The organism is Fuscovulum ytuae (assembly GCF_029953595.1).
Classification (GTDB): domain Bacteria; phylum Pseudomonadota; class Alphaproteobacteria; order Rhodobacterales; family Rhodobacteraceae; genus Paragemmobacter; species Paragemmobacter ytuae.
Window position 1 is genome coordinate 1,149,669 of the sequence record NZ_CP124535.1, and the last position, 26,315, is coordinate 1,175,983.

The window sequence follows — 26,315 nt, forward strand, 5'->3', positions numbered from 1 at the left end:
CCTTTGCAAGTCGGTTACATGCCTGTGGCAGAAGCCATGCCCGCGATCAACAGAGTCTTTGGCCCCAACGCCCCGCGCCACAGGATTGCCGCCGCAAAACCCACGGCCCCGCTTTCTTGACTTTCCAATCACTAAGGTAAATGCAGGGTTTACCATTTTTCAGATTGATCCAAGCCCACATCCCGAAAGCCCTTGTTATGGTCAAACGCTTCATCATCGCCATTCTTCTACTCGGCCTTGTCGGTGGCGGTCTTGTTGGTTTCAACCTGTTCCGCGACAACATGATCGCGCAGATCTTCGCCAACATGCCACGCCCACCCGCGACGGTTTCGACGATCGAGGCGCAACCCGTCAGCTGGACCCCGATGATCGAGGCGATCGGCACCGTCAACGCAGCGCAAGGCGTTGATCTGACGGTGGAAACGGCAGGTGTCATAAAGGAGATCGCCTTCCAGCCCAACACGCAGGTCGAAGCGGGCGCGATGCTGATCCGGCTGGATGACGTGGTCCAAAAGGCCGATGTCGAAGCGGCGCGGACGCAAGCAGATCTGGAAAAGTCGAACCTTGCCCGCGCGCAGGGCCTGACCCGGCGGGGGGTAACGACGAATGTCTCGCTCGACCAGACGCAGGCCGCGGCTGAGGCCGCCGAGGCGCAGCTTGCCCGCGCCATGGCCGTGCTGGAACAACGGCAACTGACCGCGCCCTTCGCCGGAACGATCGGCCTGCCCCGCGTGGACCTTGGCCAATATGTGACCCCCGGCACCATCGTGGCGACGCTGCAAGACATCTCGACCATGCGTGTGGATTTCTCGCTGCCCGAACAGGATCTGCCCAACCTGACCATCGGGCAGAAGATCGAGGTGCGGATCGAAGGTCTGGACGAAACTTTTGCGGGGGCGCTGACGGGTATCGATCCCCGCGTCGATCCCGCCTCGCGTCTGGTCGCCCTACGCGGGTCCATCGACAATCCAATGGGCAAACTGACCCCCGGCCAATTCGTCCGCATCCGCGTGATCCTGCCCGCCGAAAGCGGCGTGATCGCCCTGCCCCAGACCACCGTCTCGGCCAGCCTTTATGGCGATTACGTCTATATCGTCCGCCCGTCCGAAGCGGATGCCGCACAGCTTGAACTGCGGCAGGTCTTCGTGAAGCTCGGCCGCCGCTCGGGTGGGGTGGTGGAAATCGTCGAAGGCGTCTCGCCAGGCGATCAGGTGGTGACGGCAGGCCAGAACCGGCTGTCGAACGGCCAGTCCGCCACCATCGACAACAGCGTGAACCCCGCCGCCACGGCGACCGGGGATGCCATCGCCGGGGGCACAGAATGAGCCCCTCTGACATCTTCATCAAACGCCCAGTCCTATCGACGGTTCTGGGCCTTCTGATTGTGCTGCTTGGCCTGCAAGGTTTCTTCAACCTGCAGATCCGCGAATACCCGGAGGTCGAGGAAACCGTGGTCACCATCACCACGATCTATCCCGGTGCCTCGCCCGATCTGATCCAAGGCTTCATCACCTCGCCCATCTCGGCCGCTGTGGCGACGACCGAGAATGTGGATTACATCACCTCTTCCTCATCGCCATCGATGTCGACGGTCACCGTCAACATGCGGCTGGGGGCCAATCCGGATATCGCCCTGACCGAGGTCTTGTCGAAGGTGCAACAGGTGCGATCCCGCCTGCCGTCCGAGGCCGAGGATCCGACCATCGTCAAGGGCACGGGCATGACCTTTGCCACGATGTATCTGGCCTTGCAGAACCCCAACATGACCTCGGAACAGGTCACGGAATACATCGAAAGGGTGATCCGCCCGCGCATGTCCACCATCCCCGGCGTGGCCGAGATTCAGGTACTGGGCGGGCAGGTCTATGCCATGCGCGTCTGGATCGATCCCGTCCGCCTTGCCGGCCGCAACGTGACCGCGGCCGAGGTTCTGGCCGCGATCAACGCATCCAACTTCCTTGCCGCGCCAGGGCGCACGCGCGGCGACCTTGTCACCTATCCGATCACGATGGAGACGACGCTTCAAACGCCCGAAGCCTTTGGTGCCCTGCCGATCAAGGGCAACGGGGCCGATGTGGTGCGCCTGTCCGATGTGGCGCGGGTGGAACTCGCGGCGGAATCCACCGATACGATCGTTAATTTCAACGGCGAACCCGGCACCTTCATCGGCGTCTTTCCGACGCCCGGGGCAAACCCCCTCGACATGTCATCCGCCGTTTTGGCGGAACTGCCGCTCATTCAGGCCAGCCTGCCCGAAGGCATGACGCTTTCGCTGATGTATGACGCCACTGAACAGATCAGTGCCTCGATCGAAGAGGTCTTTCTGACCATCGCCGAGGCCGTGGCCATCGTTATCCTGATCATCCTTCTGTTCCTTGGGTCTTTCCGATCCGTCCTGATGCCCGTGGTGACGATCCCGCTCTCCCTTCTGGGCGTGCTGTTCGTGCTGTACCTCTTCGGCTATTCGATCAACCTTCTCTCCCTTCTTGCCATGGTGCTGGCCATCGGCCTTGTGGTCGATGACGCCATCGTGGTGGTCGAAAACGTGCATCGCCATATCGAGGAAGGCTTCCGCCCCATTCAGGCCGCCTTCATCGGGATGAAAGAGATTTTTGGCGCCGTCATCGCCATGACCATCACGCTGGCCGCCGTCTTTGCCCCCCTCGCCTTTACCGGAGGGCTTACGGGGGCGCTGTTTCGCGAGTTCGCGGTGACGCTGGCGGGATCGGTCATCATCTCTGGCATCGTGGCTGTCACCATCACCCCGATGATGGCCGCGCGGCTGCTGCAGAAAGGGGGCCATTCCCGCTTTCAGGTCACAGTAGACCGTGCCTTTGACGGGCTGGCCAACTGGTATGAACGCCGCGTGTCCTCCTCGCTCGACTATCGCCCAGTGACCATCCTGATGGTCGTCGCGCTGGTCGGCCTGACGGGCTATCTCTTCACCAAAACCTCCACCGAACTGGCGCCGGAAGAGGATTCGGGTGCCCTCTTTTCCTTCGTCAATGCGCCGCCCTATGCAACTTCGGATTACACGCGCACCTATGTCGACCAGATGCGCGAACTGACGCAGGATTTGCCGGAATTGTCGGCCAATTTCTCGATCACCGGCTTTGGTGGCGGCACAAATACCGCCATCGCCCTATGGGCCTTCAAGGACTGGTCGGAACGCGAACGTTCGCAAGCCGAAATCCAGCAAGAGCTGCAAGGCAAGATCGGCGCGATCACCGGGGTGCAGGCCTTTGTCTTTGCGCCCCCGTCCCTGCCGGGCGCGGGCGGCGGCTTGCCAATCAGCGTCGTGCTGCAATCCACCGGCCCTTCGGACCGCATCTTCGAAGTGGCCGAAGAGGTGAAGGCCGCCGCCATGGCCTCAGGCCGTTTCATCGTGGTGCAGAATTCGCTGTCCTACAATTCCTCGCAGGTCGTCCTACGCATCGACCGCGACCGCGCGGCGGCGCTGAACCTGCCCGCGCGCGACATCGGCACAACGCTGGGCCTTTTGGTTGGCGGTGGCAGCATCGCGCAATTTGACCGGGATTCGAACAGCTATGACGTCATCATGCAGGTGCCGCCTGAATACCGGAACAACCCCGAACGGCTGACTGAATTCTACATCCGCTCGGCCACCGGGCGGATGGTGCCGCTTTCTGCCGTGGTGACCGTCGAAACTGAGGTGGCCCCCACCGCCATCGAACAGTTCAACCAGCTGAACTCGACCACCATCTCTGCGCTGCCCATCCCCGGTGTGTCCACCGGCGATGCCCTGCAGGTCATCGTGGATGAGGCGCGCAAGGTTATGCCCGACGGGTTCTTCATCGATTATTCGGGCCAGTCGCGGCTAGAGGTGACCGAAGGCAATACCATCCTTCTGGCCTTCGGTCTGGCGGTCGTGGTGATCTACCTCGTCCTTGCCGCGCAATTCGAAAGCTTTCGCGACCCGCTGATCATCTTGATGTCGGTGCCCCTGTCGATCTTCGGGGCGATCGTGCCCCTGAACCTTGGTCTTGGCACGCTGAACATTTACACGCAGGTCGGGCTGATCACGCTGATCGGGCTGATCACCAAACACGGCATCCTGATGGTGGAATTCGCCAATCAGGCCCGCCGCGAGCGGGGGCTGTCGGCCCGCGACGGCATCGTCATCGCGGCCAAGGTGCGCCTGCGCCCCATCCTGATGACGACGGCCGCCATGGCGCTTGGGGTGATCCCCTTGATCATCGCCGATGGCGCGGGGGCGGCGGCGCGATATTCGGTGGGCCTTGTGATCTTTTCCGGCATCACGGTGGGCACGATCTTCACGCTTTTCGTCGTGCCAGCCTTCTACACGCTGATCTCACGCAAGACCTTGGCGAAACCGGTGGAAGACCCTGTCTCGGCGCATTGACCGCTGCGCCCCGATCCGCGCCGGGGTTAAAGCCCATCGACGATGACCACTGCCACCTCGGCGGCCCCCGCACGCGCCGCCCGCGCGGCGCGGTATTCGTCTGAATGATAACAGGCCCGCGCGGCGGCAAGATCGGGGAATTCGATCACCACATGGCGCGCGGCCTCTGGCCCTTCCAGAACTTCGGACTGCCCACCCCGCGCCAAAAACCGCGCACCGAACCGCGCGAAGGCCGCAGGGGCCAAGGACTGATAGCCCTTATAGGCCTCCGGGTCCGTCACCGTCACATGGGCGATCCAATAGGCGGGCATCACTCCGCCTCCAGCGCATGTTGCGCCAAGGCGGCGGCCTCGGTCAGATGGTCCTCTACCGCACGCCGCGCCCTGGCCCCGTCACGTGCCGCGATGGCGGCGGCGATGCGCGCCATCCGTTCCGGCCCCGGCACGGCACGCTCCGTCGCGGCCAGAGTCAAAGCCCGCAGACGGCTGATTCGCCCGTTCAGGCGCTGCACGATCTCCCATGCGATATGGTGGCCTGCGGCGGCGAAGATCACTTCGTAGAACCGCGTCGTGGCGACAAAGACCCCCTCGTCGCCGCCCTCCCTGATCTGCGCCAAGGCTTGCGCCAAGGCCGCATCCACGCCCGCATCCGCGACAGTGGCACAGACCTCTGCCGCGCTGCCCTCCAACTGACGCCGGATATCATAGACCTGCCGCGCCTGCGCCCAATCCAGCCGCGCCACCACCGGCCCGCGATGGGGCAGCGTTTCAACCAGCCCTTCCGTCTCCAGCACCCGGATCACCTCGCGCACCACGGACCGACTGACGCCAAGCTGATCACAGAGCGTGCGTTCCACCAGCCGCGTGCCACCAGGAAAGCGCCCCGCGATGATCGCCGCGCGCAGCCTGTCCAGAGCGATGCCACGCAACGTCTGGGGCGGGCGGTCAATCCGCAGCTCGTCCGGTGCAAGATGCTCCATCCCGTCTCCCTTGGCCTTATGCGGCCAACGACTCATTGACATTCCGTCTGATGGTATACCAACATACCATCCATCGAAAGCCTGAGGTTTCCCATGCCCGCCGAAATCCGCAAGACCCTGCTGCACGTTGAAACCACGCTGGTCGAAGGGGGCCGTTCCGCGCCGCGCCCCCTGAAACTGATCGGCGCTGCGGCGGTGGTCCGCAACCCTTGGGCCGGGTTGGGGTTTGTCGAAGATCTGAAACCTGCCATCCACGACATCGCCCCCGAACTCGGCGCGCTGCTGACCGGCATGATCCTTGATGCAGCAGGCGGTGGCGACAAGGTCGAAGGCTATGGCAAGGCTGCCATCTGCGGCCTGAAGGGCGAGGTAGAGCATGCCTCCGCCCTGATCCACACCCTGCGCTTTGGCAATCATTACCGACAGGCCGTGGGCGCCAAGACCTATCTCGCCTTCACCAATATCCGGGGCGGGGCGAATACGCCCATCATGATCCCGCTGATGGACAAGAATGACGAGGGCCGCCGCTCGCATTACCTGACCGTGCATTTTGCCATCCCGGACGCCCCTGCCGAAGATGAGATCGTCGTGGCCCTTGGCGCCTCCATCGGTGGACGTCCGCATCACCGCATCGGCGACCGCTATCAGGATCTGAAGGATCTGGGCCATGATGTCGCGAACCCTGCGGCTGTCTGACGGCACCACGGTCGGGTTGATCGAGGTCGGGCCAAAGGATCGGGCCGGGGAACCCTTGGTCCTGATCCATGGCGTGGGGCTGAACGCCCGGGCTTGGGCACCGCAGATCGCCGCACTCGCAGCCAGCCATCGCGTCTTTGCCATCGACATGCCAGGGCATGGTGGGTCCTCCCCTCTGCCCCAAGGCGCGCGCCTGCCCGATTACGTCACATGGGCCGCGCGGGTGATCCTTGCGCTGAACGTCGGCGCTGTGAATGTAGCAGGGCATTCCATGGGGGCGCTGATTGCCACCGGGCTGTCCGCCGATTACCCCGAACTCATCCGCCGCGTGGCCATGCTGAACGCCGTCCATCGCCGCACGCCCGAGGCGCGCGCCGCCGTCCTTGCCCGCGCCTTGGCCATGGCCGAAGGGCAGTTTGATGCGCAAGCCCCGCTTGATCGTTGGTTCACCCGCAGCGCCGAAGAGACCCCCTTGCGCGCCCAAGTCGCGCGCTGGCTGCAAGAGGTGGACCGCCAAGGTTATGCCGCCGCCTATCACGCCTTTGCCGAAGGCGATGATGTCTATGCCGACCGCTGGGCATCCATCTGCTGCCCTGCCCTGGTTCTGACGGCGGATGGCGATCCGAACTCCACTCCAGAAATGACGCGCGCCATGGCGGCAACTGCCCCTTGCGGGCGGGCCGTGGTGATCGAAGGGCATCGCCATATGGTCAACCTCACTGCGCCCGACCGAGTGACGGCGGCCCTGCGCGACTGGCTGGCCATCCCGTTGATGGCCGAAACCGAAGGGCTGCGCGCATGACCGATCCCACCGACACCCGCCGCGCCCTGCGTGATGCCTTTGGCACCTTCATGACCGGGGTGACCGTCGTCACGACAACGGATGGCGCGGGCCAACCGCTTGGCTTTACGGCCAACAGCTTTGCCTCCGTCTCTCTCGACCCGCCGCTCCTTTTGGTGCAGATCGCGCGAAATTCCGCAAATTACGTAAAATTCACCACCACCGCGCATTTCGCGGTGAACATCCTTGCCGAAGGGCAAAAGGACATCTCCTCCACCTTCGCCCGGCCTGTGGCGGATCGCTTCGCCGGGATCGATTGGCAGCCGGGGCCAGAGGGCAGCCCGATCCTGCCGGGGGTGGCGGCTTGGTTTGACTGCACCCTTTTCAAGGTCGTGGATGCCGGCGATCACGCCATCCTGATTGGCCATGTCGAAGGCTTTCACGCCAGCACCGCGCCGGGCCTTGGCTATTACCGTGGCACCTACTTCACCCCTGTGGCGACGCAGGCCACCGTTCCCACAGGGCCGGATATCATCGTCTCGGCCATCCTTGAGCGGGGGGGGCAGGTGCTGCTGGTCGATGACGGTTTCGGCGGCCTGACCCTGCCCACCGCCCGTGTCGGACGCGACGGTACTGCCGCCGCCCTTGCCGCTCTGACCCATCAATCCGGACTGACTGCCGCGCCCGGCCCGCTTTATTCCGTCTATGAAGACGTAGCCCGCGGGCAGCAGCATATCGCCTTCCGCTGCCCTTGCACGGGCGGCACGCCCGTCAAGGGTGCCTTCGTCGACCTCGCCCCCGACAGCTTTGCCGAAGTGACCGATCAGGCCCTTCGCGTGATGCTGGAGCGGCTGGCCGAGGAATCGCGCATGGGCAATTACGGCATCTATTTCGGCAATCAGGACAGGGGCCAGGTCGCGCTGGTCTCCGGGGGGACCACGTGATGAAATTCTCGCTCTTCGTGCATATGGAGCGTGTTAGCCCAACCGACCCCGAACCGCGCCTTTATGCGGAAATGCTGGAACTGTGCCACATGGCCGATGAAGGCGGCATGTGCGCGATCTGGACGGGCGAACATCACGGCATGTCCTTCACCATCGCGCCGAACCCCCTACTGAACCTTGTCGACCTTGCACGGCGGACCAAGAATGTCCGCCTAGGCACGGGCACTGTCATCGCCCCCTTCTGGCATCCGATCAAGCTGGCGGGTGAGGCGGCGATGGCTGATATCATCATGGATGGCCGCCTTGATCTTGGCATCGCGCGGGGGGCCTATAGCTTTGAATATGAACGCATCCTGCCGGGGTTGGACGCCTGGAACGCAGGCGGGCGGATGCGCGAGCTGATCCCAGCGATCAAGGGCCTTTGGGCCGGCGACTACGCCCATAACGGGCAATACTGGCAGTTCCCCGCAACAACAAGCGCCCCGCAACCCTTGCAACGGCCCCATCCCCCGATCTGGGTCGCGGCGCGCGACCCGAACAGCCACGAATTCGCCGTGGCCAATGGCTGCCATGTGCAATGCACACCTCTCCACAATCCCTTTGCCGAAATCGAAACCCTGATGGGCCGCTTTAACGAGGCCTGCGCAAAATCGCCCGACGTGCCGCGCCCGAAGATCATGGTCCTGCAACATGGCTATGTCGCCAAGGACCGCGCCGATGCCGACCTCGCCGCACAGGAACTCAATCACTTCTACAACTATTTCGGGGCATGGTTCCTGAACAAGCGGCCCATTTCCAAGGGCCTGATCGAACCCCTGACCGAAGCGGAAATCGCCGCCCACCCCTTCTATTCCCCGCAGGTGATGCGCGACAACCTTCTGATCGGCGACGTGCCCGAGGTGATCGACAAGCTGCACCGCATCAAGGCGCTGGGTTATGACGAATTTTCGCTCTGGATCGACAGCGGCCAAAGCTTCCAGCGCAAGCGTGACAGCTTGAAACGCTTCATCGAAGATGTGATGCCCGCCTTCCAATAAGGACCCGCGCATGGACCGGTTTCAGCTTTACATCGACGGGGTGTTTGAGGATGGCGCAGCCCGCTTTCCCAGCCTCGACCCCGCGACGGGCGCCGCTTGGACCGATATGCCCGAGGCCCGCGAGGATGAGGTGAACCGCGCCGTCACCGCCGCCCATCGCGCCTTCATCACAGGCCCATGGCCCAAAATGACCGCGACGCAGCGCGGCAAGCTCCTGATGAAACTTGCCGATCTGATGGCCGAGGCTGCGCCGGATCTTGCCCGGCTGGAAACCCGCGACACAGGGAAAATCATCCGCGAAACCACCGCTCAGATCACCTATGTGGCCGATTACTACCGCTATTACGCAGGTCTTGCGGACAAGATCGAAGGCGCGCATCTGCCCATCGACAAGCCGGATATGGAGGTCTGGCTGCGCCGCGAACCCGTTGGCGTGGTGGCCTCCATCGTGCCTTGGAACTCGCAACTGTTCCTATCCGCCGTGAAACTCGGCCCTGCCCTTGCCGCAGGCTGCACGGTGGTGCTGAAGGCGTCGGAGGATGGCCCCGCGCCCCTTTTGCATTTCGCAAGGCTCATCCATGCTGCGGGCTTTCCCCCCGGCGTGGTGAATATCCTTACAGGCTTCGGTGCGACCTGCGGCCAGGTCCTGACCACACACCCGAAGGTGGCCCATATCGCCTTCACCGGCGGCCCCGGCACGGCGCGGGCGGTGGTGCGCAATTCGGCCGAAAACCTTGCCTCCACCTCGCTGGAACTGGGGGGGAAGTCGCCCTTCATCGTCTTTGACGATGCCGATCTCGACAGTGCCGCCAATGCGCAGGTGTCGGGCATCTTTGCCGCCACGGGGCAAAGCTGCGTGGCAGGGTCACGCCTTCTCGTGCAGGCCGGCGTCAAGGACGCCTTTCTCGCCAAGCTGAAGGAAAAGGCCGAAGCGATCCGCATCGCCGCCCCCGATGACATGGCAACCGAAGTGGGTCCCCTCTGCACCGCCCGCCAGCGCGACCATATCATCGCGACCATCGCCGCCTCGCAGGCGAAAGGGGCCAAGGTGATCACAGGCGGCGCCCCCCTGCCCGGCGCGGGTTTTTATTTCCCGCCCACCATCCTTGACTGTTCCTCCGCCCCCGAGGCCCCTGCACTGGCCGAAGAATTCTTCGGCCCCGTCCTTGCTGTCGAAAGCTTTGCGACCGAGGAAGAGGCGCTGGAAAAGGCCAATGCCACGGCCTATGGCCTTGCCTCTGGCGTTTTCACAAGGTCCCTCACCCGCGCGCATCGGATGATCCGGGGCATCCGGGCGGGTGTCGTCTGGGTGAACACCTACCGCGCCGTCTCGCCCATCGCCCCCTTCGGTGGCCACGGCCTTTCTGGCCACGGCCGCGAAGGGGGCCTTGCCGCCGCCTTGGACTATACGCGCACGAAAACCGTCTGGCTGCGCACGTCCGATGATCCGATCCCCGATCCCTTCGTCATGCGCTGACCCGCGTCAGCCCTGCGCATCGAGCCAACGAGCACACATCACCTCGGCATCCGCGATGAACCGGGCATTGCGCGCCGTTCCCCCGTCTTCCCGCAAACGGGGCACGATCCAACCCAGATAGGTCACCGCCCGCAAGGCCATGAACAAGGGCAGCGGGGCCGCATCGACCGCACGGAGTTGGCCATAGCCCGCCAGCAGCGCCGCTTCCAAGGCCGGGTAGTCCGGTTCTTGACGATGCTTTAGCAAGGCAGTTGCGATGTCGAACAGACGAAACCCCCAGCCGCCATCATCGAAATCAATCAGATGCAGCCTGTCGCCATCCAAAAGCACATTCTCGCCCACCAGATCGGCATGGATCAGCCCCAGATCCAAGGCACCACCAATCCGCGCCAGTTCCGCCGCAGCCTTTTCCCGAAACCGCAAGAAAAAGGCCCGCTGATCAGCTGACAGCGTCGGGTTGTCCCAGAACTGGCCCCAGATCGGGGCTTTACCCAGCAACCCTTCAGCATCCCATCGCAGGCGGATGAACCCTTCCGGCGGCGTCCAAGCATCGCAAGCTGCGTGGAACCGCGCCATCTCGGCCCCCAAACGCGCAAAGACGGCAGGCGCATCCGACAGGGCCAAGGGCGCGCGCCCCTCTCTCAACGGTTGTCCCGGTAGCCACTGCAACAGATCGACGCGGAACCCCTCGACCTGTTCCAGCAACGCCCCAGATGCAGACGCGATCGGTTGCGGCACCGAAAGCCCGGCCTTCCGCATCGCGGCCATCCAGTCCAATTCGGACCGCAATTCCGCATCGCTGCGATAGCCCGGCCGCCGCAGCCGCAGCGCAGCCGTGCCCCAAGGCGCCACAACCCGGAACACCCGGTTCTCTCGCCCCGCAACAAGGCGACACTCCGCCCCTGACAGCCCCCACAGCGCCAGCACCTTTTCGACCGGATCGGTCATGCCGCCGGATCCAGATCGGTCAGCACCGCCTCCAACGTGCCAATCAGGATATCCAGATGCTCTGCGCCAAAGGGCATGGGCGGGCGGATCTTCAACGTGTTGCGATGCCGCCCCAGCTTTGACAACAACACCCCCCGGTCGCGCATCGCATTTACCACGCGGTCGGCATAGGCCGGGTCCGGTGTCTTGGCGGCGCGGTCCGTCACAAATTCCGCGCCGAAGACCATGCCGCTTTCTCGCACATCCCCGATCATCGGAAACCGCTCCGCCAGCGCCCGCAACCGCGCGGCGGCAAGGGTGCCAATGCGGCGGGCGTTGCCTTGCAAGCCCTGCGCCTCCACCTCATCCAGCACCGCCATCGCCACGGCACAGGACACAGGGTTCCCCCCAAAGGTGTTGAAATAGCGAAATGCCGTGCGGAACCGCGCCATCACGGCCTCGCTTGTCACCACCCCCGCAACCGGATGACCATTCCCCATCGGCTTGCCCAACGTGACCACATCCGGCACCACCCCCTGCCGCTGATGCGCCCAGAAATGGCTGCCGGAGCGGCCAAAGCCCGACTGAACCTCGTCGCAGATCAAAAGACCGCCCGCCCGCCGCGCCACCTCGGCCGCAGGACGCAGCCAGCCCTCCGCCTGCGTCGGAAAGCCTTCATTCAAAAACAGCGGGCAAACGATCAGAGCGGCAAAGCCAACCCCGGACCGTTCCAGATCGGCCACTGCCGCCTCGACCTTTGCGGCAAAGCGCTGCCCATCGGGATCGGGGATGCGATAGCTGTCCGGGGCCTCTACATGCCGGATCAGCCCACCAAGGCCGAACCCAACTTCCGGCACATTGCTGCGCGACAGATGGCTTACCAGCGCGGTATTGCCGTGATACGTGGCATCGGTGGCCACGATCCCCCTCTTGCCCGTCATCGCTTCGGCCATCCGAAGGGCGATGTCATTCGCTTCGGATCCCGTGCAGGTCAGGATGGCGGTCTTCAACGGTTCGGCAAAGGTGGCGGTCAGCCGGTCGACATAGTCAAGAATGCCCTCGTGCAGATAGCGCGTATGGGTGTTCAAGGTGCCCGCCTGCCGACACAGCGCCTCCACCACGCGCGGGTTGCAATGGCCCACATGAGCCACATTGTTATAGCAATCGAGGTAACGCCGCCCCTCGGCATCCCAAAGCCAGACCCCTTCCCCTCGCACCAGATGGACGGGTTCGTCGTAAAAGGTCGACATGTTCGGCCCCAAAAGCGCCCGCCGCCGTGCCATCAAATCGGTCATTCCCGCCCTTTCGCTTCAGAATGCCACGGATACATGGCCGAAGGGGCCGAAGTCGGCCTCGATACGGCTGCCAACCGGGGCCTCCACCGGGCGGATGAAACTGCCCGACAGCAGAACCTCCCCCGCCGCGATCCCTTGGCCATAGCGGGCCAGCCGATGCACCAGCCACAGGATGCCCGTCACCGGATCGTCCAGAACGCCGGCGCCAAGGCCTGTCTCTTCCACCACCCCATCGCGTTTCAGGATCGCGCCGACCCAGCGCAGGTCAACCGCGTCGACCTGATGCCGCGCCTTGCCCAGAACGATGCCTGCATTGGCGGCATTGTCGCTGACCGTGTCGGTGATGATCCGCGACCGCCCCGTTGCGGGATCGACGCGCAGGATGCGCGTATCAAGGATTTCCAGCGCCGGGCAGACATAATCGGTCGCCGCCAGAACATCAGCCCGCGTCACCCCTTCGCCCGCCAAGGGGGCTTTCATGATGAAGGCGATCTCAGCCTCTACCCTCGGCTGGATGAACCGCCCCTCAGGCACCACCGCCCCATCGGAAAACAGCATGTCATCCAACAAAACGCCCGAATCCGGCGTGTCGATCGCCAGCGCCTGCTGCATCGCGCGGCTGGTCAACCCGATCTTCCAGCCAATCCGCCTTGCCCCCGCAGCCTCCTTCAGCGCGACAAAAGCCGCCTGCACGGCATAGGCCTCATCCAGCGTCATCCCCGGATGGGCAAGGGACATAAGCCCGCATTGCACTCCCGTTACCTCGGCCTTGCGCAACATCTGCGCCGCCGCCGCGATGTCATCCCCAGTCATTCGTCGGCCACCCCATTGCGCAAAAGGCCGATCCCTTCGGCCTCCACCTCCACAACATCGCCGGGGCGCAGCCAGATCGGCGGGTCGAACCGCGCCCCCGCCCCGGTGGGTGTGCCGGTCACGATGATGTCGCCCGGCACCAGCGTGGTAAAGGTGCTGACATAGGCGATCTGCCGCGCCACGGGAAACAGCATCCGCCCTGTCCGATCCGCCTGCCGCACCGCGCCATTCACCCGGCAGGTCAGCGCCACATCCAAGATTTGGGCGGGGTCGCGGAATGGAACCAGCCCCGGCCCCATCGCCCCCGACCGATCCCAATTCTTGCCCTGCGTCACGTTGAACTTGGCATGGCGCACCCAATCGCGGATCGTGCCCTCATTGCACAGCGTCAGCGCCGCGATATGGCCGAGCGCCTCAGCCTCCGGGATGCGTCGCCCACCCTTGCCGATCACCACCGCAATCTCGCCCTCGTAATCCAGCTGCGCGCTTTCAGGCGGGCGGATCAGCGGTGCGCCATGCCCGTTAAAACTGCGCGGAAACCGCACGAAAAGTGACATGTTCGGCGGGGCCTCCTGCCCGTCGCGGTATTCGGCATTGCGGTCGGGGAAATTGACCCCCACGCAGATAATCTTTTCCGGGTCGCGGATCGGGATGTCATAGGTGAAAGCACCCTCCCGATGCGTCACCACCCGCCCCTTGGCCGCCTCTAGAACAAGGTCCATCCCCCCTGCCGCGATCACCTCGCGCAGGCCGGGCCATTGCGGGAAGTCGGGTGACAGCGCGATCACCCCGCCCTCTCCCACCACACCCCAAAAGGCACGCCCCTCTGCCGTGAAACTGACCAGCATCCTTCCCCTCCCGCTCAAGGCGCGACGATGGGTTGCGCCTTCAGATCACTCTCGCGCTGCGTGGTTCCCTCGAAGGTCGACCCCAGCTCAAACCATGTCCGCGGCGCGGGCGCCCCCCAAAGCGTCTGGCGCTGCGGATCTTTCAGATCCCATTTGATCGGCTCAAGATCGGGATCGGTGGTCTGATAGTCGGAACAGTAGATTTCCGTCCGATGCCCGTCCCGGTCGCGGATATACAGGAAAAAGGCGTTGGATATCCCGTGCCGCCCCGGCCCCCTCTCGATATTGGAAAGGTAACCAGAGGTCGACATAAGGTCGAGAAGATCGATGATGTTCAACGGCGTCGGCACCCAGAAGGCCACATGATGCAAGCGCGGCCCCGTGCCATTGGTGAAAGCGATATCATGCACGCCCCCCTTGCGGTGCATCCACGCGGCCCAAGTCCGCCCCGTTTCCTCATCCGCCGTATATTCCGTCAGCCGAAACCCCATCGCGCCGTAAAAGACAACCGCCTTGTCCACATCGGGCGAGAACAGGTTGAAATGGTCGATGCGCAGCGGCTTCACCCCGCGATAAAGGGCATATTTCTGATGGATCGGCGGCAGGCGGTCCATCCGGGCATAAAACTCCAAAGGCACGCCCCAAGGGTCGCGCGTGGCCAGCACCCGGCCCATAAAGGGCCGGTCCACCCATGAAACAGGCAGGCCCTGCCCCGCGAACCATGCCGCCGCGCGATCCAGATCATCCTCGGACCACAGCTTGAAGCCAAGTCCGCCCACCGATGCCTCTGCCGCCTGCCGCAGGATCAGGCAGTGATGCCCCCGCTCCTCCATCGCGCGCAGATAGATCGTGCCAGCTTCCTCATGCGTCACCTGCAAACCCAACAGGTCGACGTAATAGGCCCTGCTCCATGCCAGATCGGTCACGCGCAATTCGACATGGCTCAGCCGGACGATGTTGAACGGCGGGTTCAGGTTCGGCGGCGGGACGGGCATCGCGGCTCCTTTCTTCTCTCTGCGGTCGGTCAGGCCCCTTAAAGGCCCAACCTCTGCATTTTGTGGCGGCCAAGCGCGAAGGCCGTATTCTTCGTTTCCATGTAGAAATCGAAGGACCAATCCCCGCCATCACGCCCGATACCCGACGCCTTCACCCCGCCAAAGGGGGTGGGCAAGTGGCGGACATTTTCGGAATTCACCCAGATCATCCCAGCCTCCAACCCATCGCTAAAGCGCAGCGCGCGGGTCAGGTCATTGGTCCAGACATATCCCGTCAGACCGTAGGCAACGCCATTGGCGATGGACAAAGCCTCGGCCTCATCGCGAAAGCGGAGAGAGGTAAGAAAAGGCCCAAACACCTCTTCCTGCGCGATCCGCATATCCGGGCGTGCATCGGTGAACAGCGTGGGCCGCATAAACCAGCCCTTATCCCCCAGCCTTTCGCCCCCCGCCGCCAGCGTCGCGCCCCCGGCCTGCCCGATGGCCACATAGCCCGCCACCTTGTCGAAATGCGTGCGGTGGATCAGTGGCCCCACCTCCGTCGCCGGGTCCAGCGGATGGCCCACGCGAATGCGGTTCGCCCGCTCCACCAGCCGCGCATGAAAGGCATCCGCGATGCTCTCTTGCACCAAGAGGCGCGAGGATGAGGTGCAGCGTTCCCCATTCAGCGAATAGATCATGAAGATCACCGCATCGAGCGCCCGCTCCAGATCGGCATCCTCGAACACCACGACGGGGTTCTTCCCCCCCAATTCGAAATGGACACGTTTCAACGTGTCCGCCCCCTGTTTCATGATCGCGCTTCCGGTGCGCGATTCCCCCACAAAGGCTATCGCCTTGATATCGGGATGTTCGGTCAGGGCCTTGCCCGCCCCCTCGCCCATGCCGTTGACAAGGTTCAAGACACCGGGCGGCAACCCCGCCTCATGGCAGATCTCGGCCAGAAGCCGCGCGGTCAGGGGGCTGAACTCCGCAGGCTTATGCACCACCGTGCATCCCGCCGCCAAGGCGGGCGCGATCTTCCATGTCGACAGCATGAAAGGCGTATTCCACGGCGTGATCACGCCCACCGGGCCGATGGGATGTCGGCTTGTGATGTTCAAATGATCGGGCGAAGGCAGGCTTTGCCCATCTCGTGCACCGGGGGCAAGATCGGCGAAAAAGCGGAAATTCTCGGCCCCGCGCAGCGCGGCCTTGGACATGAAGCGCCACGCCTGCCCGGTATCCCAGCATTCGCAAAGGGCGATCTCTTCCGCCCGCGCCTCGATCATATCCGCGACGCGATGGAGCAGCGCCTTGCGTTCCGCCCCCGGCATCGCGGCCCAGGCCGGAAAGGCCGCCTTGGCCGCCTGCGCCGCTTGGTCCACCGTCGCCGCATCGCCCAGCGCCACCGTTGCAATCAGGCTGTCATCGACCGGGGATCGCGTCTCGAACCACGTCTCCCCCGCCACATCCTGCCCGCCGATCAGGTTGAGGATACCCCCCGCCCGGAACCGCGCCAGATGACCCTCCAGCCGGGCCAGATGGGTGGCAAGATCGGTCATGTCGTCTCTCCCGGCAGATAGCGGCGGATGGAGGATGTCTTGGGCGAAAGCGCGGGATCAATCTCGCGCATCTCGAAACTCAGCATGAAAGACGAGGTGGCCAGAACCTCGGCACAGAACGCCTCGGCGGCGGCAAAAATGCTTTCCGTCGCGCGCCGCTTGGCCTCGGCCTCGCGCCCGCCGCGCAGACGCAAGGAGATGTCGAGGAATGCATGGTCGGGATTGCCATCCGCGATCACCACATGACTGCAAGCCGTGGCCCGCACGCGGATACCAGCAAGCGGCAGAATACCCGTCGCCACCGCCGCATCCCGCAACACGGCGCAGAGCGCGGCGATATCCAGACGCTCTTCCAGATTTGCGGAATAGTCGATCTGGATATGTGGCATCCCCTTACCCTTTCGACAGAAGGCCCGCGCCGATCCAGCCATCCACCACCGCAAGCGCCGCCTCGGTAAAGGCCGGATCGTTGATATGTGCCCCGATTTCCACAAGCCGCACATTGGGCGGGCAGGCCTTGCGCACCTCATCGACATAGGCCGCCAACCCTTCGGCATCATGCAAGGGCGCGCCCGCGCGGTCCCATTCGTTGCCCCCTTCCAGCGGCAAAAGGAACACCGTCTCGCCCTTGGCACTGGCCAGCTTTTCCATCACCGCCCGCGCCATCATGCGCCGCTGTGGCCCATCCAGCACCACAGAGGACAAAAGGCGATTATGCGCATGCGTCGGATTGGCGGCAAACCGCTCCGGGATCGGGTTCCAGCCCACGAAATCGACCAGATCATAGCATCCGATGGAAACCGCCTGCGGCACGCCCCGCTGGCCGGCCGCCGTCATGCGGTCCGGCCCCGCGCTGATCGCCGATCCGAACAGATGATTGCCCACCTCTTGCGGTGCAAAATCCAGTACGGCGGCAAAGGCCCCCTCAGCGGCAAGGCTTTCGAAGGCGCGCCCACCCATCCCCGTGGCATGAAACACCGCCACCTCGAACCCCCGCGCCTCAAGCGCAGGCTTCAGGTCCACCATATAGCGCAGCACGGTCTTGCCAAAGCTGGTCATCCCGATCAGCGGACGGTCACGCCGGGGCAGTTCCACCGCCCGCGCGGCACCCAGAACCGCCCCCGCCGCCTGCGAAAGCGATGCCTTGCAGATAGAGTTCAGCCCATACAGCCCACCCGCCCAAAGGATCATCTGGATATCCGCGGGCAACCGTTCCGGCGGGATCATGGGCGAAAAGCTGACGGTCGAAACCACATATTTCGGCACCCCCAAGGGCAGTGCCGAACACAGATCGAGCGCAAGATCCGTCCCCATCGTGCCGCCCAAAACGACAACACCATGGATCGCCCCCTCGGCCTGCAACCGCGCCGCAACCTGCGCCGACCCCCGCGCCATGATCTGCATGGCGACATTCTCATCCTCGGCGGCGATGGCCTCGGCGATGCTTGCCCCCGCCGCCTCTGCCACCTGATGTTTGCTGATGTCGCAAGGCACCGACGGGTCGCCCAGCACCGATACATCCATCGTCAGCACCCGCCCGCCCTGCGCGCGGATCACATCGGCCATATAGCCCAGTTCATCGTCCTTGGTGTCCCAAGTCCCGGCGACAAGAATGGTGCGCGTCTCAGTCATCACAGTTGAATCCATGCCGTCTTCAGATCGGTATATTTCTCCAGCGCATGCAACGACTTATCGGCCCCATTGCCCGATTGCTTGGCCCCCGCCAAGGGCACGGTGACATCGGCCCCGCCATAGGTGTTCACATGCACCACACCCGCGCGGATGCCCCGTACCATCCGATGCGCCCGGCCAAGGTTCGCCGTCCAGACCCCTGCCGCCAACCCGTAATCGGTCGCATTGGCCAGATGCAGCGCCTCGGCCTCTGTCTCAAACGCTGTCACGGCAAGAACAGGCCCGAACACCTCTTCGCGGAACAGCCGCTGCGAAGGGGCCACCCGGGCCACGATGGCCGGGTCCATGTAATACCCCCCCGTTTCGGTCAGGATGCGCGCACCGCCACGCACCACCTCGGCCCCTTCCGCGCGCGACTCGGCGACAAACCGCAGGTTTCCCTCCAACTGCGCCAGCGAATTGACCGCCCCGACCTGCGTGCCAAGGTCCAGCGGGTTGCCCACCCGCAGCGCGGCCGTCGCCTTGGCCAAAGCCTCCAGAAAGTCCTCCTGAACAGACGCCTCGACCAAAAGCCGCGACCCCGCCACGCAGACCTGACCCGCATTACGAAAGATCGCCATCGCCGCTGCCTTCGCCGCCGCCGCCAGATCAGGCGCATCGGCAAAGACGATGTTGGGCGACTTGCCCCCCAGTTCCAGATAGCAGCGTTTCAGGTTCGACCGCGCGGAATATTCCAAAAGCCGCCGCCCTGTTGCCCCCGATCCGGTAAAGACCAGCACATCTACATCCGGCGAAAGCGCCAGCGCCTCGCCCGTCACCCGCCCCTGTCCAGTGACGACATTGAACACCCCCGGCGGCACCCCCGCCTCCAGCGCCAATTCCGCCAAGCGCAGCAGCGTCAAGGATGCCGTCTCGGCTGGCTTCAGCACAACCGAATTCCCCATGGCCAGCGCGGGCGCCACCTTCCACGCCCCGATCATCAGGGGGAAGTTCCACGGCACGATGGCCCCCACCACCCCCACGGGTTCGCGATGGATAAGCGCCAGCACATTGCCCGCCGTCGGTGCCACCTCGCCATAGACCTTGTCGATGGCTTCCGCGTAATAGCGGAAGGTCGCCGCCGCACTGCCCGGCTCGGCCTTCAACGCCATCGAAATCTCGGTCCCATTGTCGCGCACTCCCAGAACAGCCAGTTCCACCGCATGCGCCTCGATCAGGTCCGCCAGACGGTGCAGCACACGCTTGCGATCGGCAGGGGCCAGCCCCGCCCAGCGCCCGTCGTCAAAGGCCGCCCGTGCCACGGCACAGGCCCGCGCGACATCCGCCGCACTCGCCCCCGCCAGTTCCGTCAACCGCGCCCCGTTGATGGGAGAGATCACGGGAACCGGCTCCCCCTCCCCCTCGACCCAGTTCCCGCCAATGAGCAGGCGCTGGGGCGGCACCGGTTTCGCTGCCAGACGGTCGATGGTTGCTTGGTCAAGTGTCATTGATCTGCCAGTCCTCGCGCGGGCGACGCGCCTTCAACGCCCCCCGGATGGTAAAGAAAATAAGGATGCACAGCCCCACCAACATGATGGCCGAAATGGGCCGGGTCACGAAGATTGACATGTCGCCCCCCGCGCCACCCACTGCTTGCCGGAAGCGGTTTTCAAGGATCGGCCCCATCACCACGCCCAAAAGGATGGGCGTCAGCGGCCAGCGATGACTGCGCAGGATAAAGCCCAAAATGGCAAATCCCATGGCCAGCCCCACATCCGAGAAATTGTAGTTCGACGCATAGGTCCCGATCAGCGACAAGGTCAGGATCGCCACCCCCAGGAACCGTTTGTTGATCAGCGCCGCCCGCGCAATCGTATTGGTCGCCAGCAGCAAAAACAGAATGATGACCACATTCATTGCCAGAAGCGTCCAGTAAAGCCCCGCCACAAATTCCGGTCGGTTCAGAAACAGATCCGGCCCCGGAATGACGTTATGCACAAGGAAAACCGCCAGCATCATCGCGGTCAGCTCTTCACCCGGAATACCAAGCGCCAACATGGGGATCAGCGCCGCAGGCGGCACGGCATTGTTCGTGGCCTCGGACACGATAATCCCTTCCGGCGCGCCCTTGCCGAACAGATGCCCCTCTTTCGAAAGCTTTCGCGCCCAGACGTAATTCACCTGTTGCGCCAAAAACTCCCCCACCCCCGGCATGATCCCGCAGATGATGCCAAAGACCGATGAACCAAAGAGGGTGACCTTGTAGCGGAACACTTCCATGAAACCTTGGAAGAAATGCCCCTTCAGTTGCACTGTCTGCCGTGCTGTGTCCCGGCCCGTCAGCTGGATCAGCGCCTCAGACATGGCGAACAGCCCGATCACCATCGGCACCAGCGGGATACCTTGGATCAACCAACTTTGCCCGAAACTGTAGCGTTGCGTGGAATAGGCCGTCTCGATCCCCACCGTTGCTAGGAAAAGACCAAAGGCCAGCGCCGCCGTCGCCTCTACCCGCCGCCCGCCATGCCCGATGACAACCAGAACCAGCGCCGCGAAGGCCAGCATGGCAAACTCCGCCGATCCGAAATTCTTGGCAACCTCCGCCAAGGGTTTCGTCAGCATCATCAAAGCCAGCACCGCCAGCACGCCCCCCACGAAGGACGATGAATAGGCAAGGCTCAGCGCCCGCCGCGCCTCGCCTCGGTCAACGAATGGCTTGGCCTCCAGCGCCGTCAGCACGGCTACCGGACTGCCGGGCGTATTGATCATCACAGCAGGAATCGCCGATCCGTAGGCCGACCCGCAATAAACCCCCAACAGCAGCGTCATCCCCGTCAGGGGCTCCATCGCGAAAGTGCTGGGCAGCAGGATCGAGATCGTCACCGCCGCCCCCGCGCCCGGAATGGCCCCCACGATGACGCCAAGGATCGCCCCGATGCACATGGTCACGAAGACCGCAGGATCGGCCAATTGCTGCAAGCCAAGAAGGATAAAGTCCATCGCCGCGCCTTTCAGAACCAGCGCAACAGCGCAAGGCGGATCGCATCGGGAAACAGGTCATAGACATCCGGCGCAGGCATCCACACGCCCAGCCCCGCCCGGAACACCCCGATCATGAAAACCGAAAGGCCAAACCCCGCCAGCATCCAGCGCGGCGCGGTCAAACCGACCCGCCACAAAAGGCCCAGCACGAAAATCAGCGTCGACGGGAAATAGCCCAGATGCTGGATCGCCCAGATATAGGCTGCGTAATGGGCCAGAAACTCCAAAGGCCGCAGCCAAGCCAGCATCTTGGCCCGCGCCTCTTCCCATTCTGCAGCCGTGGCTGGATTGGCCCGCAGATCGGCAATGTCGCGCCAAAGGGTGATCAGGTTCGCCCCGGTCAGCACCACCAGCGCCACACCCGGCGCAAAGGCCGGTCGCGTCCACCACCCGCCCGAGGCCTGCCCCGTGCGCGTGGCCACCCCGATCAGCGCCAAAAGCAAAACCGACACCGCCGCAAAGATCAGGGCCAGCGCCATGCTCTCCAATCGGTTTGCCTGTGGTTCGTCCGGGTCCGTCATGCCAAGTCCCCGCCTTGTGGAAAGGGGCGCGACCCTCTGGCCGCGCCCCGCCAGACCTTATTCCGCCACGCCCAGCTTTTCGCGCAGCGCCCCCAGTTCGACCATGTCCTTGGCCACCTGCGCGGTCGATGCCGCCTGATCCTGCCAATAGACCAGCGCCCCGGTCGTCTTGGCGATCTCTTGCGCGGCCTCGCTTGCTACAACGGTCTGCGCCACGGCGGCGATCTTGTCCTTCACCTCTTGCGGCGTGCCCTTCGGGACGAACAGCCCGTTCCACAGCGAAGATCCTTCCAGCGCAGGCACCTGTTCGCCCAGCGTCGCCACATCCGGCGTGATCGCTGTCCGGTCGCCGGTGATCGTGGCAAGAACCTTGATCTCGCCAAGGCAAGAGAGCACCAGCTGCGCCGTCGTGTTGATCACATCCGCATCGCCATTGGCCAGCGTGGAACAATCTACCGCGTCAAAGGCCGCCTCGGCGCTGAAGGCCCCGCCCAGTTCCTGAAGGCCATAGACCGTCATCATTGTAGGCTCGATCCCATAGCCGAAATGGCCCAGACGCACGGGGTTCGCTTTCGAATATTCCGCCAGTTCCGCCATGTTGGAATAGGGTGCATCCCCCTTGGCCGCGATCAGGAAGGGATAGGTCAGGAAGATGCCCACAGGCTCCAACGCATCCGCCGCGAATTGCGCATCCGGCCCCATCGTCTTGACCGTCGGGATACCCACGGTCAGCGACCCAACCGTATAGCCATCCGGGGCCGCCGTTGCGACCTCAAGCCCGCCCACGACGCCACCGCCGCCCGGCTTGTTCACCACCGCCGCAGGCACCCCCGTCTGGCTTTGCAATTCCTCGGCGATCATCCGCGTCAGCACATCCTCCAGATCGCCGGGGGGCCACGGCACGATGAAGGTCACGGGCTTTTCGGGATACTCCGCCAACGCGGCACCACTGAACGCAGCAAGGGCAAGCGCAGCCGCGCTGCCCAGAAGGGCGACTTTCTTCATTTCTCTCTCCGCTGTTGGTGGTTCATTATTTGAACCGTTGGTTTGAAAAATAGATTGACAGGCCAAGCGCCGATCTGTCAACAAAAATGCAATGGCGGGGATGCAGCCTTTCCCGCCACCGCCGCAGGACGCCGGAAAGCCAATGGGAACCGTAGGAAAAGCTCTTGATCTGCTTGATCTTTTCACCCGCCAAAGGGCGCAGGTGGGGCTTTCTGAAATGGCCCGGCTGTCGGGGTTGAACAAGGCCACTTGCCACCGCCTGCTCACGGAAATGGAATCGCGCGGGCTGGTGGAACAGGTCGGCGCCGCCCGCGAATACCGCCTTGGCCCCGCCGTCCTGCGCCTTGCCGCCCTTCGCGAAACCGCCGTTCCCACCCGCGATGCAGCGATGCCCGTCCTGCAAACCCTCGCCCGCGCAACGGGGGAAACCGCGCATCTGTCGCTGCGCGAAGGCGACAAGCTCGTCACCCTCGCCTTCGCCTATGCCCCCACCCATGCCACCAAGGTGATGATGGAGGATGCCGACATCCTGCCATGGCATGCCACCTCATCCGGGCAGGCGGTTCTGGCCTTTCTGCCCGAAGCCGAACAGGTGGCCCTCCTGTCGCATCCGCTTCGTCGCCTGACGGATGTCACGGAAACCGATCCCGCCCGCCTGCGCGCCCGTCTGGATGACGTGCGCGCCAAGGGCTGCGCCGAAACGGCGGGCACCTTCGAATCCGATGCGCAAAGCGTGGCCGTCCCGCTGTTCCTGCATGGCGAGGCGGCGGTGGGCGCGCTTGGCGTCGCCGTCCCCGTCAGCCGCATGACGCCCGAACGGCAGACCCTGATCCGCCGCCACCTTGCGCTTGCCGCCACGGAAATCATCGATCTCTGGGGCGGGCATGTCCCCCCCGCCGTCACCGCGCTCTGGCAGCGCCTCACATGATCCCCCGAAGGAGACAGCCATGAAGGACGAGAACTTCCTCAAGGCGAACAATGCCCGCAGCCTGTGGCATCCGATGACGGCCCCTTCCGACAGCCTGAAGAACGCCCCCACCATCGTGACTGGCGCGCAAGGCGTGCGGATCACCGATCTTGACGGGCATGAGGTGGTGGATGCCGTCGGCGGCCTTTGGAACGTCAATCTGGGCTATTCCTGCCAGCCAGTGAAAGAGGCGATCACGGGCCAACTCGACCGCCTGCCCTATTATTCCATCTTCCGTGGCACCTCGAACGACTGCGTCATCGAACTGGCCGAGGAATTGCGCACCTTCTTCGAACCCGATGGCCTGACCCGTGCCTTCTTCACCTCGGGCGGGTCGGATTCCGTGGAAACCGCCCTTCGCCTTGCCCGCCAATATCACAAGATCCGGGGCGAGGCGGGGCGGGTGAAATACCTCTCCCTGAAAAAGGGCTATCACGGCACGCATTTCGGCGGGGCCTCGGTCAATGGCAATGCGAATTTCCGCACCGCTTATGAACCGCTGCTTCCCGGCTGCCACCACATCCCCGCCCCCTACACCTATCGCAACCCCTTCAACGAAACCGATCCCGCGCGCCTGGCGCAACTCTGCCTTGCCGCGCTGGAAGATGAGATCGCCTTCCAAGGTGCCGCCACCATCGCTGCCTTCATCATGGAACCGATCCTCGGCGCGGGCGGGGTGATCCCGCCGCATCCCTCCTTCATGCCGGGGGTAGAGTCGATCTGCCGCAAGCACGGCATCCTTCTGATTGCTGACGAGGTCATCACCGCCTTTGGCCGCACCGGGGCCTGGACAGGCAGCCGCCTCTGGGGCGTGAAACCCGATTTCGCCTGCACCGCCAAGGCCATCACCAATGGCTATTTCCCCTTCGGCGCGGTGATGATCGCCGAAAGCGTGGCGCAGGTCTTCGAATCCGATGCGACAGGCAAGGCCGCCATCGGCCACGGCTATACCTATTCCGGCCATCCCGTCGGCGCAGCAGCAGCACTTGCCTGCCTTGCCGAAACGAAACGCCTGAACGTGGTGGAAAACGCCGCCGCCCGTGGCACGCAGCTCTACGAAGGGGCCAAGGCCCTGATGGCCAAGCATGACATCATCGGCGATGTGCGTGGTGGGCATGGCCTGATGACGGCCATCGAATTGGTGGCAGATCGCGCCACCAAATCCGCCCCCGACAAGGCCATCCCCGCCCGCGTGCAAGAGGTGGCCTATCGTTCCGGCGCGATGATCCGCATCTCGGGGCCCAACATCATCCTCTCGCCCCCCCTGATCCTGACGGCGGCGGATGTCGACGTGATCCTGTCGGCCCTCGACGCCGGCTTCCTGGCGCTCTGACATGGTCACGGGATTCTGCTTCGGCGAACGCACGCTCTGGCATTCCACGGGCGAGGCCGCGCTGTTCCTGCGCCCCGGCGGCTGGATTCAGCCCCCTGCAGGTGGCGGTGCAGCGGAAAACCCCGAAACCAAGCGCCGTTTCAAGAACCTGCTCGATGTGTCGGGCCTTGCCCGCCACCTTGCCGTCGAAACCGCCGCCCTCGCCAGCGATGAAGCCCTGCGCCGCATCCACCCCGAAAACTACCTGGCCGAATTCAAACGCCTTTCCGATGCAGATGGCGGCATCTTGGGCGAGGAATCCCCCTTTGGCCATGGCGGCTTTGAAATTGCCAAACTCTCCGCAGGCCTTGCCATCCATGCGATGGACCGCGTGCTGACCGGCACATGGCAGAACGCCTACTCCCTGTCGCGCCCGCCGGGCCATCACTGCATGCCCGATCATTCCATGGGCTTCTGCCTTCTGGCCAATATCCCCATCGCGATCGAAGAGATGAAGGCCCGCCACCATCTTGGAAAAGTCGCGGTGGTGGATTGGGACGTCCATCACGGCAATGGCACGCAGGCCATCTTCTGGGACCGCCCCGATGTCCTAACAATCTCGATCCATCAGAATGCCTGCTATCCCGTGCATCTGGGCAGCACCGCAGAACGCGGCGCAGGCGCGGGGGAAGGGGCGAATATCAACATCCCCCTCCTGCCCGGCGGCGGCCACAACAGTTATCTCGCCGCGCTTGACCGCATCGTCCTGCCCGCGCTGGAACGGTTCCGCCCCGATCTTATCGTGGTGGCCTCTGGCCTTGATGCCAACGGGCTTGATCCACTCGCGCGCATGCTCGCCCATTCCGGCACCTATCGCGCGATGACCGCGCGCCTGATGCAGGCCGCAGATATGCTGTGCAAAGGCCGCCTCGTCCTTGTCCATGAAGGCGGCTATTCCGAGGTGATGGTCCCGTTCTGCGGCCATGCCATCATGGAAACCCTGTCCGGTCGCAGCACCGACGTGGTCGACCCCCTCCTTGACTTCCTGACCGCCCAACAACCCCCACCCGAATTCGACGCGCTGGAATCGCGGCGGCTTGCCGAAATGGCCCAAGGCTTCGGACTTTGAAAGAGAAC

The 26,315-nt window shown here is 63.9% G+C and carries 24 protein-coding genes; 10 read left to right on the plus strand and 14 right to left on the minus strand.

Features of this window, described 5'->3' with window-relative positions; genetic code table 11:
* Positions 1–197 precede the first annotated feature (197 nt).
* Positions 198–1,325, plus strand: coding sequence for an efflux RND transporter periplasmic adaptor subunit (locus tag QF092_RS05620; protein WP_281468430.1), 1,128 nt, complete (start codon positions 198–200; stop codon positions 1,323–1,325).
* Positions 1,322–4,384 carry an efflux RND transporter permease subunit gene (locus tag QF092_RS05625; protein ID WP_281468432.1) on the plus strand — a complete coding sequence of 1,021 codons (3,063 nt, stop codon included), beginning with the start codon at positions 1,322–1,324 and terminating at the stop codon, positions 4,382–4,384. Before QF092_RS05620 ends, QF092_RS05625 begins: the two co-directional genes overlap by 4 nt.
* Positions 4,385–4,410: 26 nt before the next feature.
* Here the strand turns inward: QF092_RS05625 and QF092_RS05630 are convergent, their stop codons facing one another.
* Together QF092_RS05630 and QF092_RS05635 are read right to left on the minus strand one after the other, a co-directional pair.
* Entirely contained in the window at positions 4,411–4,695 is a 285-nt protein-coding gene (locus tag QF092_RS05630; RefSeq protein ID WP_281468434.1) for a DUF1330 domain-containing protein, read from the minus strand.
* The gene (locus QF092_RS05635; protein ID WP_281468436.1) at positions 4,695–5,399 is read right to left on the minus strand and encodes a GntR family transcriptional regulator; all 705 of its coding nucleotides are present in this window, start codon (positions 5,397–5,399) and stop codon (positions 4,695–4,697) included. The genes QF092_RS05630 and QF092_RS05635 overlap by 1 nt, the downstream gene beginning before the upstream one ends.
* Positions 5,400–5,456: 57 nt before the next feature.
* On the opposite strand from QF092_RS05635, the gene QF092_RS05640 reads away from it, so the two are divergent.
* The 5 genes from QF092_RS05640 to QF092_RS05660 are packed head-to-tail and all read left to right on the plus strand — an operon-like array spanning position 5,457 to position 10,298.
* Positions 5,457–6,059, plus strand: coding sequence for an amino acid synthesis family protein (locus QF092_RS05640; protein ID WP_281468438.1), 603 nt, complete (start codon positions 5,457–5,459; stop codon positions 6,057–6,059).
* Positions 6,031–6,861, plus strand: coding sequence for an alpha/beta fold hydrolase (locus QF092_RS05645; protein ID WP_281468440.1), 831 nt, complete (start codon positions 6,031–6,033; stop codon positions 6,859–6,861). The genes QF092_RS05640 and QF092_RS05645 overlap by 29 nt, the downstream gene beginning before the upstream one ends.
* Positions 6,858–7,784, plus strand: coding sequence for a flavin reductase family protein (locus QF092_RS05650; RefSeq protein ID WP_281468442.1), 927 nt, complete (start codon positions 6,858–6,860; stop codon positions 7,782–7,784). Before QF092_RS05645 ends, QF092_RS05650 begins: the two co-directional genes overlap by 4 nt.
* Complete coding sequence (locus QF092_RS05655; protein ID WP_281468443.1) at positions 7,784–8,821, plus strand: LLM class flavin-dependent oxidoreductase; 1,038 nt, start codon at positions 7,784–7,786, stop codon at positions 8,819–8,821. The genes QF092_RS05650 and QF092_RS05655 overlap by 1 nt, the downstream gene beginning before the upstream one ends.
* Positions 8,822–8,831: 10 nt before the next feature.
* Positions 8,832–10,298 (plus strand): aldehyde dehydrogenase, encoded by a 1,467-nt coding sequence (locus QF092_RS05660; RefSeq protein ID WP_281468445.1) that lies wholly within the window; start codon positions 8,832–8,834, stop codon positions 10,296–10,298.
* 6 nt (positions 10,299–10,304) lie between these two features.
* Here the strand turns inward: QF092_RS05660 and QF092_RS05665 are convergent, their stop codons facing one another.
* From QF092_RS05665 to QF092_RS05720, 12 genes are read right to left on the minus strand one after another with little or no spacing between them, the layout of a single operon-like run.
* On the minus strand, positions 10,305–11,246 hold the full coding sequence (locus QF092_RS05665) for a phosphotransferase enzyme family protein (protein ID WP_281468447.1): 942 nt from the start codon (positions 11,244–11,246) through the stop codon (positions 10,305–10,307).
* Positions 11,243–12,520 (minus strand): aspartate aminotransferase family protein, encoded by a 1,278-nt coding sequence (locus QF092_RS05670; protein ID WP_281468449.1) that lies wholly within the window; start codon positions 12,518–12,520, stop codon positions 11,243–11,245. Before QF092_RS05670 ends, QF092_RS05665 begins: the two co-directional genes overlap by 4 nt.
* A gap of 15 nt (positions 12,521–12,535) precedes the next feature.
* Positions 12,536–13,333, minus strand: a complete 798-nt coding sequence (gene hpaH, locus QF092_RS05675) for a 2-oxo-hept-4-ene-1,7-dioate hydratase (RefSeq protein ID WP_281468451.1) — start codon at positions 13,331–13,333, stop codon at positions 12,536–12,538.
* Positions 13,330–14,181 carry a fumarylacetoacetate hydrolase family protein gene (locus QF092_RS05680; RefSeq protein ID WP_281468453.1) on the minus strand — a complete coding sequence of 284 codons (852 nt, stop codon included), beginning with the start codon at positions 14,179–14,181 and terminating at the stop codon, positions 13,330–13,332. Before QF092_RS05680 ends, hpaH begins: the two co-directional genes overlap by 4 nt.
* A gap of 14 nt (positions 14,182–14,195) precedes the next feature.
* The gene (gene hpaD / locus QF092_RS05685; protein WP_281468455.1) at positions 14,196–15,176 is read right to left on the minus strand and encodes a 3,4-dihydroxyphenylacetate 2,3-dioxygenase; all 981 of its coding nucleotides are present in this window, start codon (positions 15,174–15,176) and stop codon (positions 14,196–14,198) included.
* A 38-nt stretch (positions 15,177–15,214) separates the two neighbouring features.
* Positions 15,215–16,720 (minus strand): 5-carboxymethyl-2-hydroxymuconate semialdehyde dehydrogenase, encoded by a 1,506-nt coding sequence (gene hpaE, locus QF092_RS05690; RefSeq protein WP_281468457.1) that lies wholly within the window; start codon positions 16,718–16,720, stop codon positions 15,215–15,217.
* Positions 16,717–17,109, minus strand: coding sequence for a 5-carboxymethyl-2-hydroxymuconate isomerase (locus tag QF092_RS05695; protein ID WP_281468459.1), 393 nt, complete (start codon positions 17,107–17,109; stop codon positions 16,717–16,719). The genes hpaE and QF092_RS05695 overlap by 4 nt, the downstream gene beginning before the upstream one ends.
* 4 nt (positions 17,110–17,113) lie before the next feature.
* Complete coding sequence (locus QF092_RS05700; RefSeq protein WP_281468461.1) at positions 17,114–18,352, minus strand: Tm-1-like ATP-binding domain-containing protein; 1,239 nt, start codon at positions 18,350–18,352, stop codon at positions 17,114–17,116.
* Complete coding sequence (locus QF092_RS05705; RefSeq protein ID WP_281468463.1) at positions 18,352–19,839, minus strand: aldehyde dehydrogenase family protein; 1,488 nt, start codon at positions 19,837–19,839, stop codon at positions 18,352–18,354. Before QF092_RS05705 ends, QF092_RS05700 begins: the two co-directional genes overlap by 1 nt.
* Complete coding sequence (locus QF092_RS05710; RefSeq protein WP_281468465.1) at positions 19,829–21,331, minus strand: tripartite tricarboxylate transporter permease; 1,503 nt, start codon at positions 21,329–21,331, stop codon at positions 19,829–19,831. The genes QF092_RS05705 and QF092_RS05710 overlap by 11 nt, the downstream gene beginning before the upstream one ends.
* 11 nt (positions 21,332–21,342) lie before the next feature.
* Positions 21,343–21,894, minus strand: coding sequence for a tripartite tricarboxylate transporter TctB family protein (locus QF092_RS05715; RefSeq protein ID WP_281468467.1), 552 nt, complete (start codon positions 21,892–21,894; stop codon positions 21,343–21,345).
* Between the two features lie 57 nt (positions 21,895–21,951).
* The gene (locus QF092_RS05720; protein WP_281468469.1) at positions 21,952–22,899 is read right to left on the minus strand and encodes a tripartite tricarboxylate transporter substrate binding protein; all 948 of its coding nucleotides are present in this window, start codon (positions 22,897–22,899) and stop codon (positions 21,952–21,954) included.
* A gap of 142 nt (positions 22,900–23,041) precedes the next feature.
* Between QF092_RS05720 and QF092_RS05725 the strand changes: the two genes are divergently transcribed.
* From QF092_RS05725 to QF092_RS05735, 3 genes are read left to right on the plus strand one after another with little or no spacing between them, the layout of a single operon-like run.
* The gene (locus QF092_RS05725) at positions 23,042–23,827 is read left to right on the plus strand and encodes an IclR family transcriptional regulator (protein WP_281468470.1); all 786 of its coding nucleotides are present in this window, start codon (positions 23,042–23,044) and stop codon (positions 23,825–23,827) included.
* A 19-nt stretch (positions 23,828–23,846) separates the two neighbouring features.
* Positions 23,847–25,199, plus strand: coding sequence for an aminotransferase class III-fold pyridoxal phosphate-dependent enzyme (locus QF092_RS05730; protein WP_281468472.1), 1,353 nt, complete (start codon positions 23,847–23,849; stop codon positions 25,197–25,199).
* A 1-nt stretch (position 25,200) separates the two neighbouring features.
* The gene (locus tag QF092_RS05735; protein WP_281468474.1) at positions 25,201–26,307 is read left to right on the plus strand and encodes a class II histone deacetylase; all 1,107 of its coding nucleotides are present in this window, start codon (positions 25,201–25,203) and stop codon (positions 26,305–26,307) included.
* The last annotated feature ends 8 nt before the right edge of the window (positions 26,308–26,315 follow it).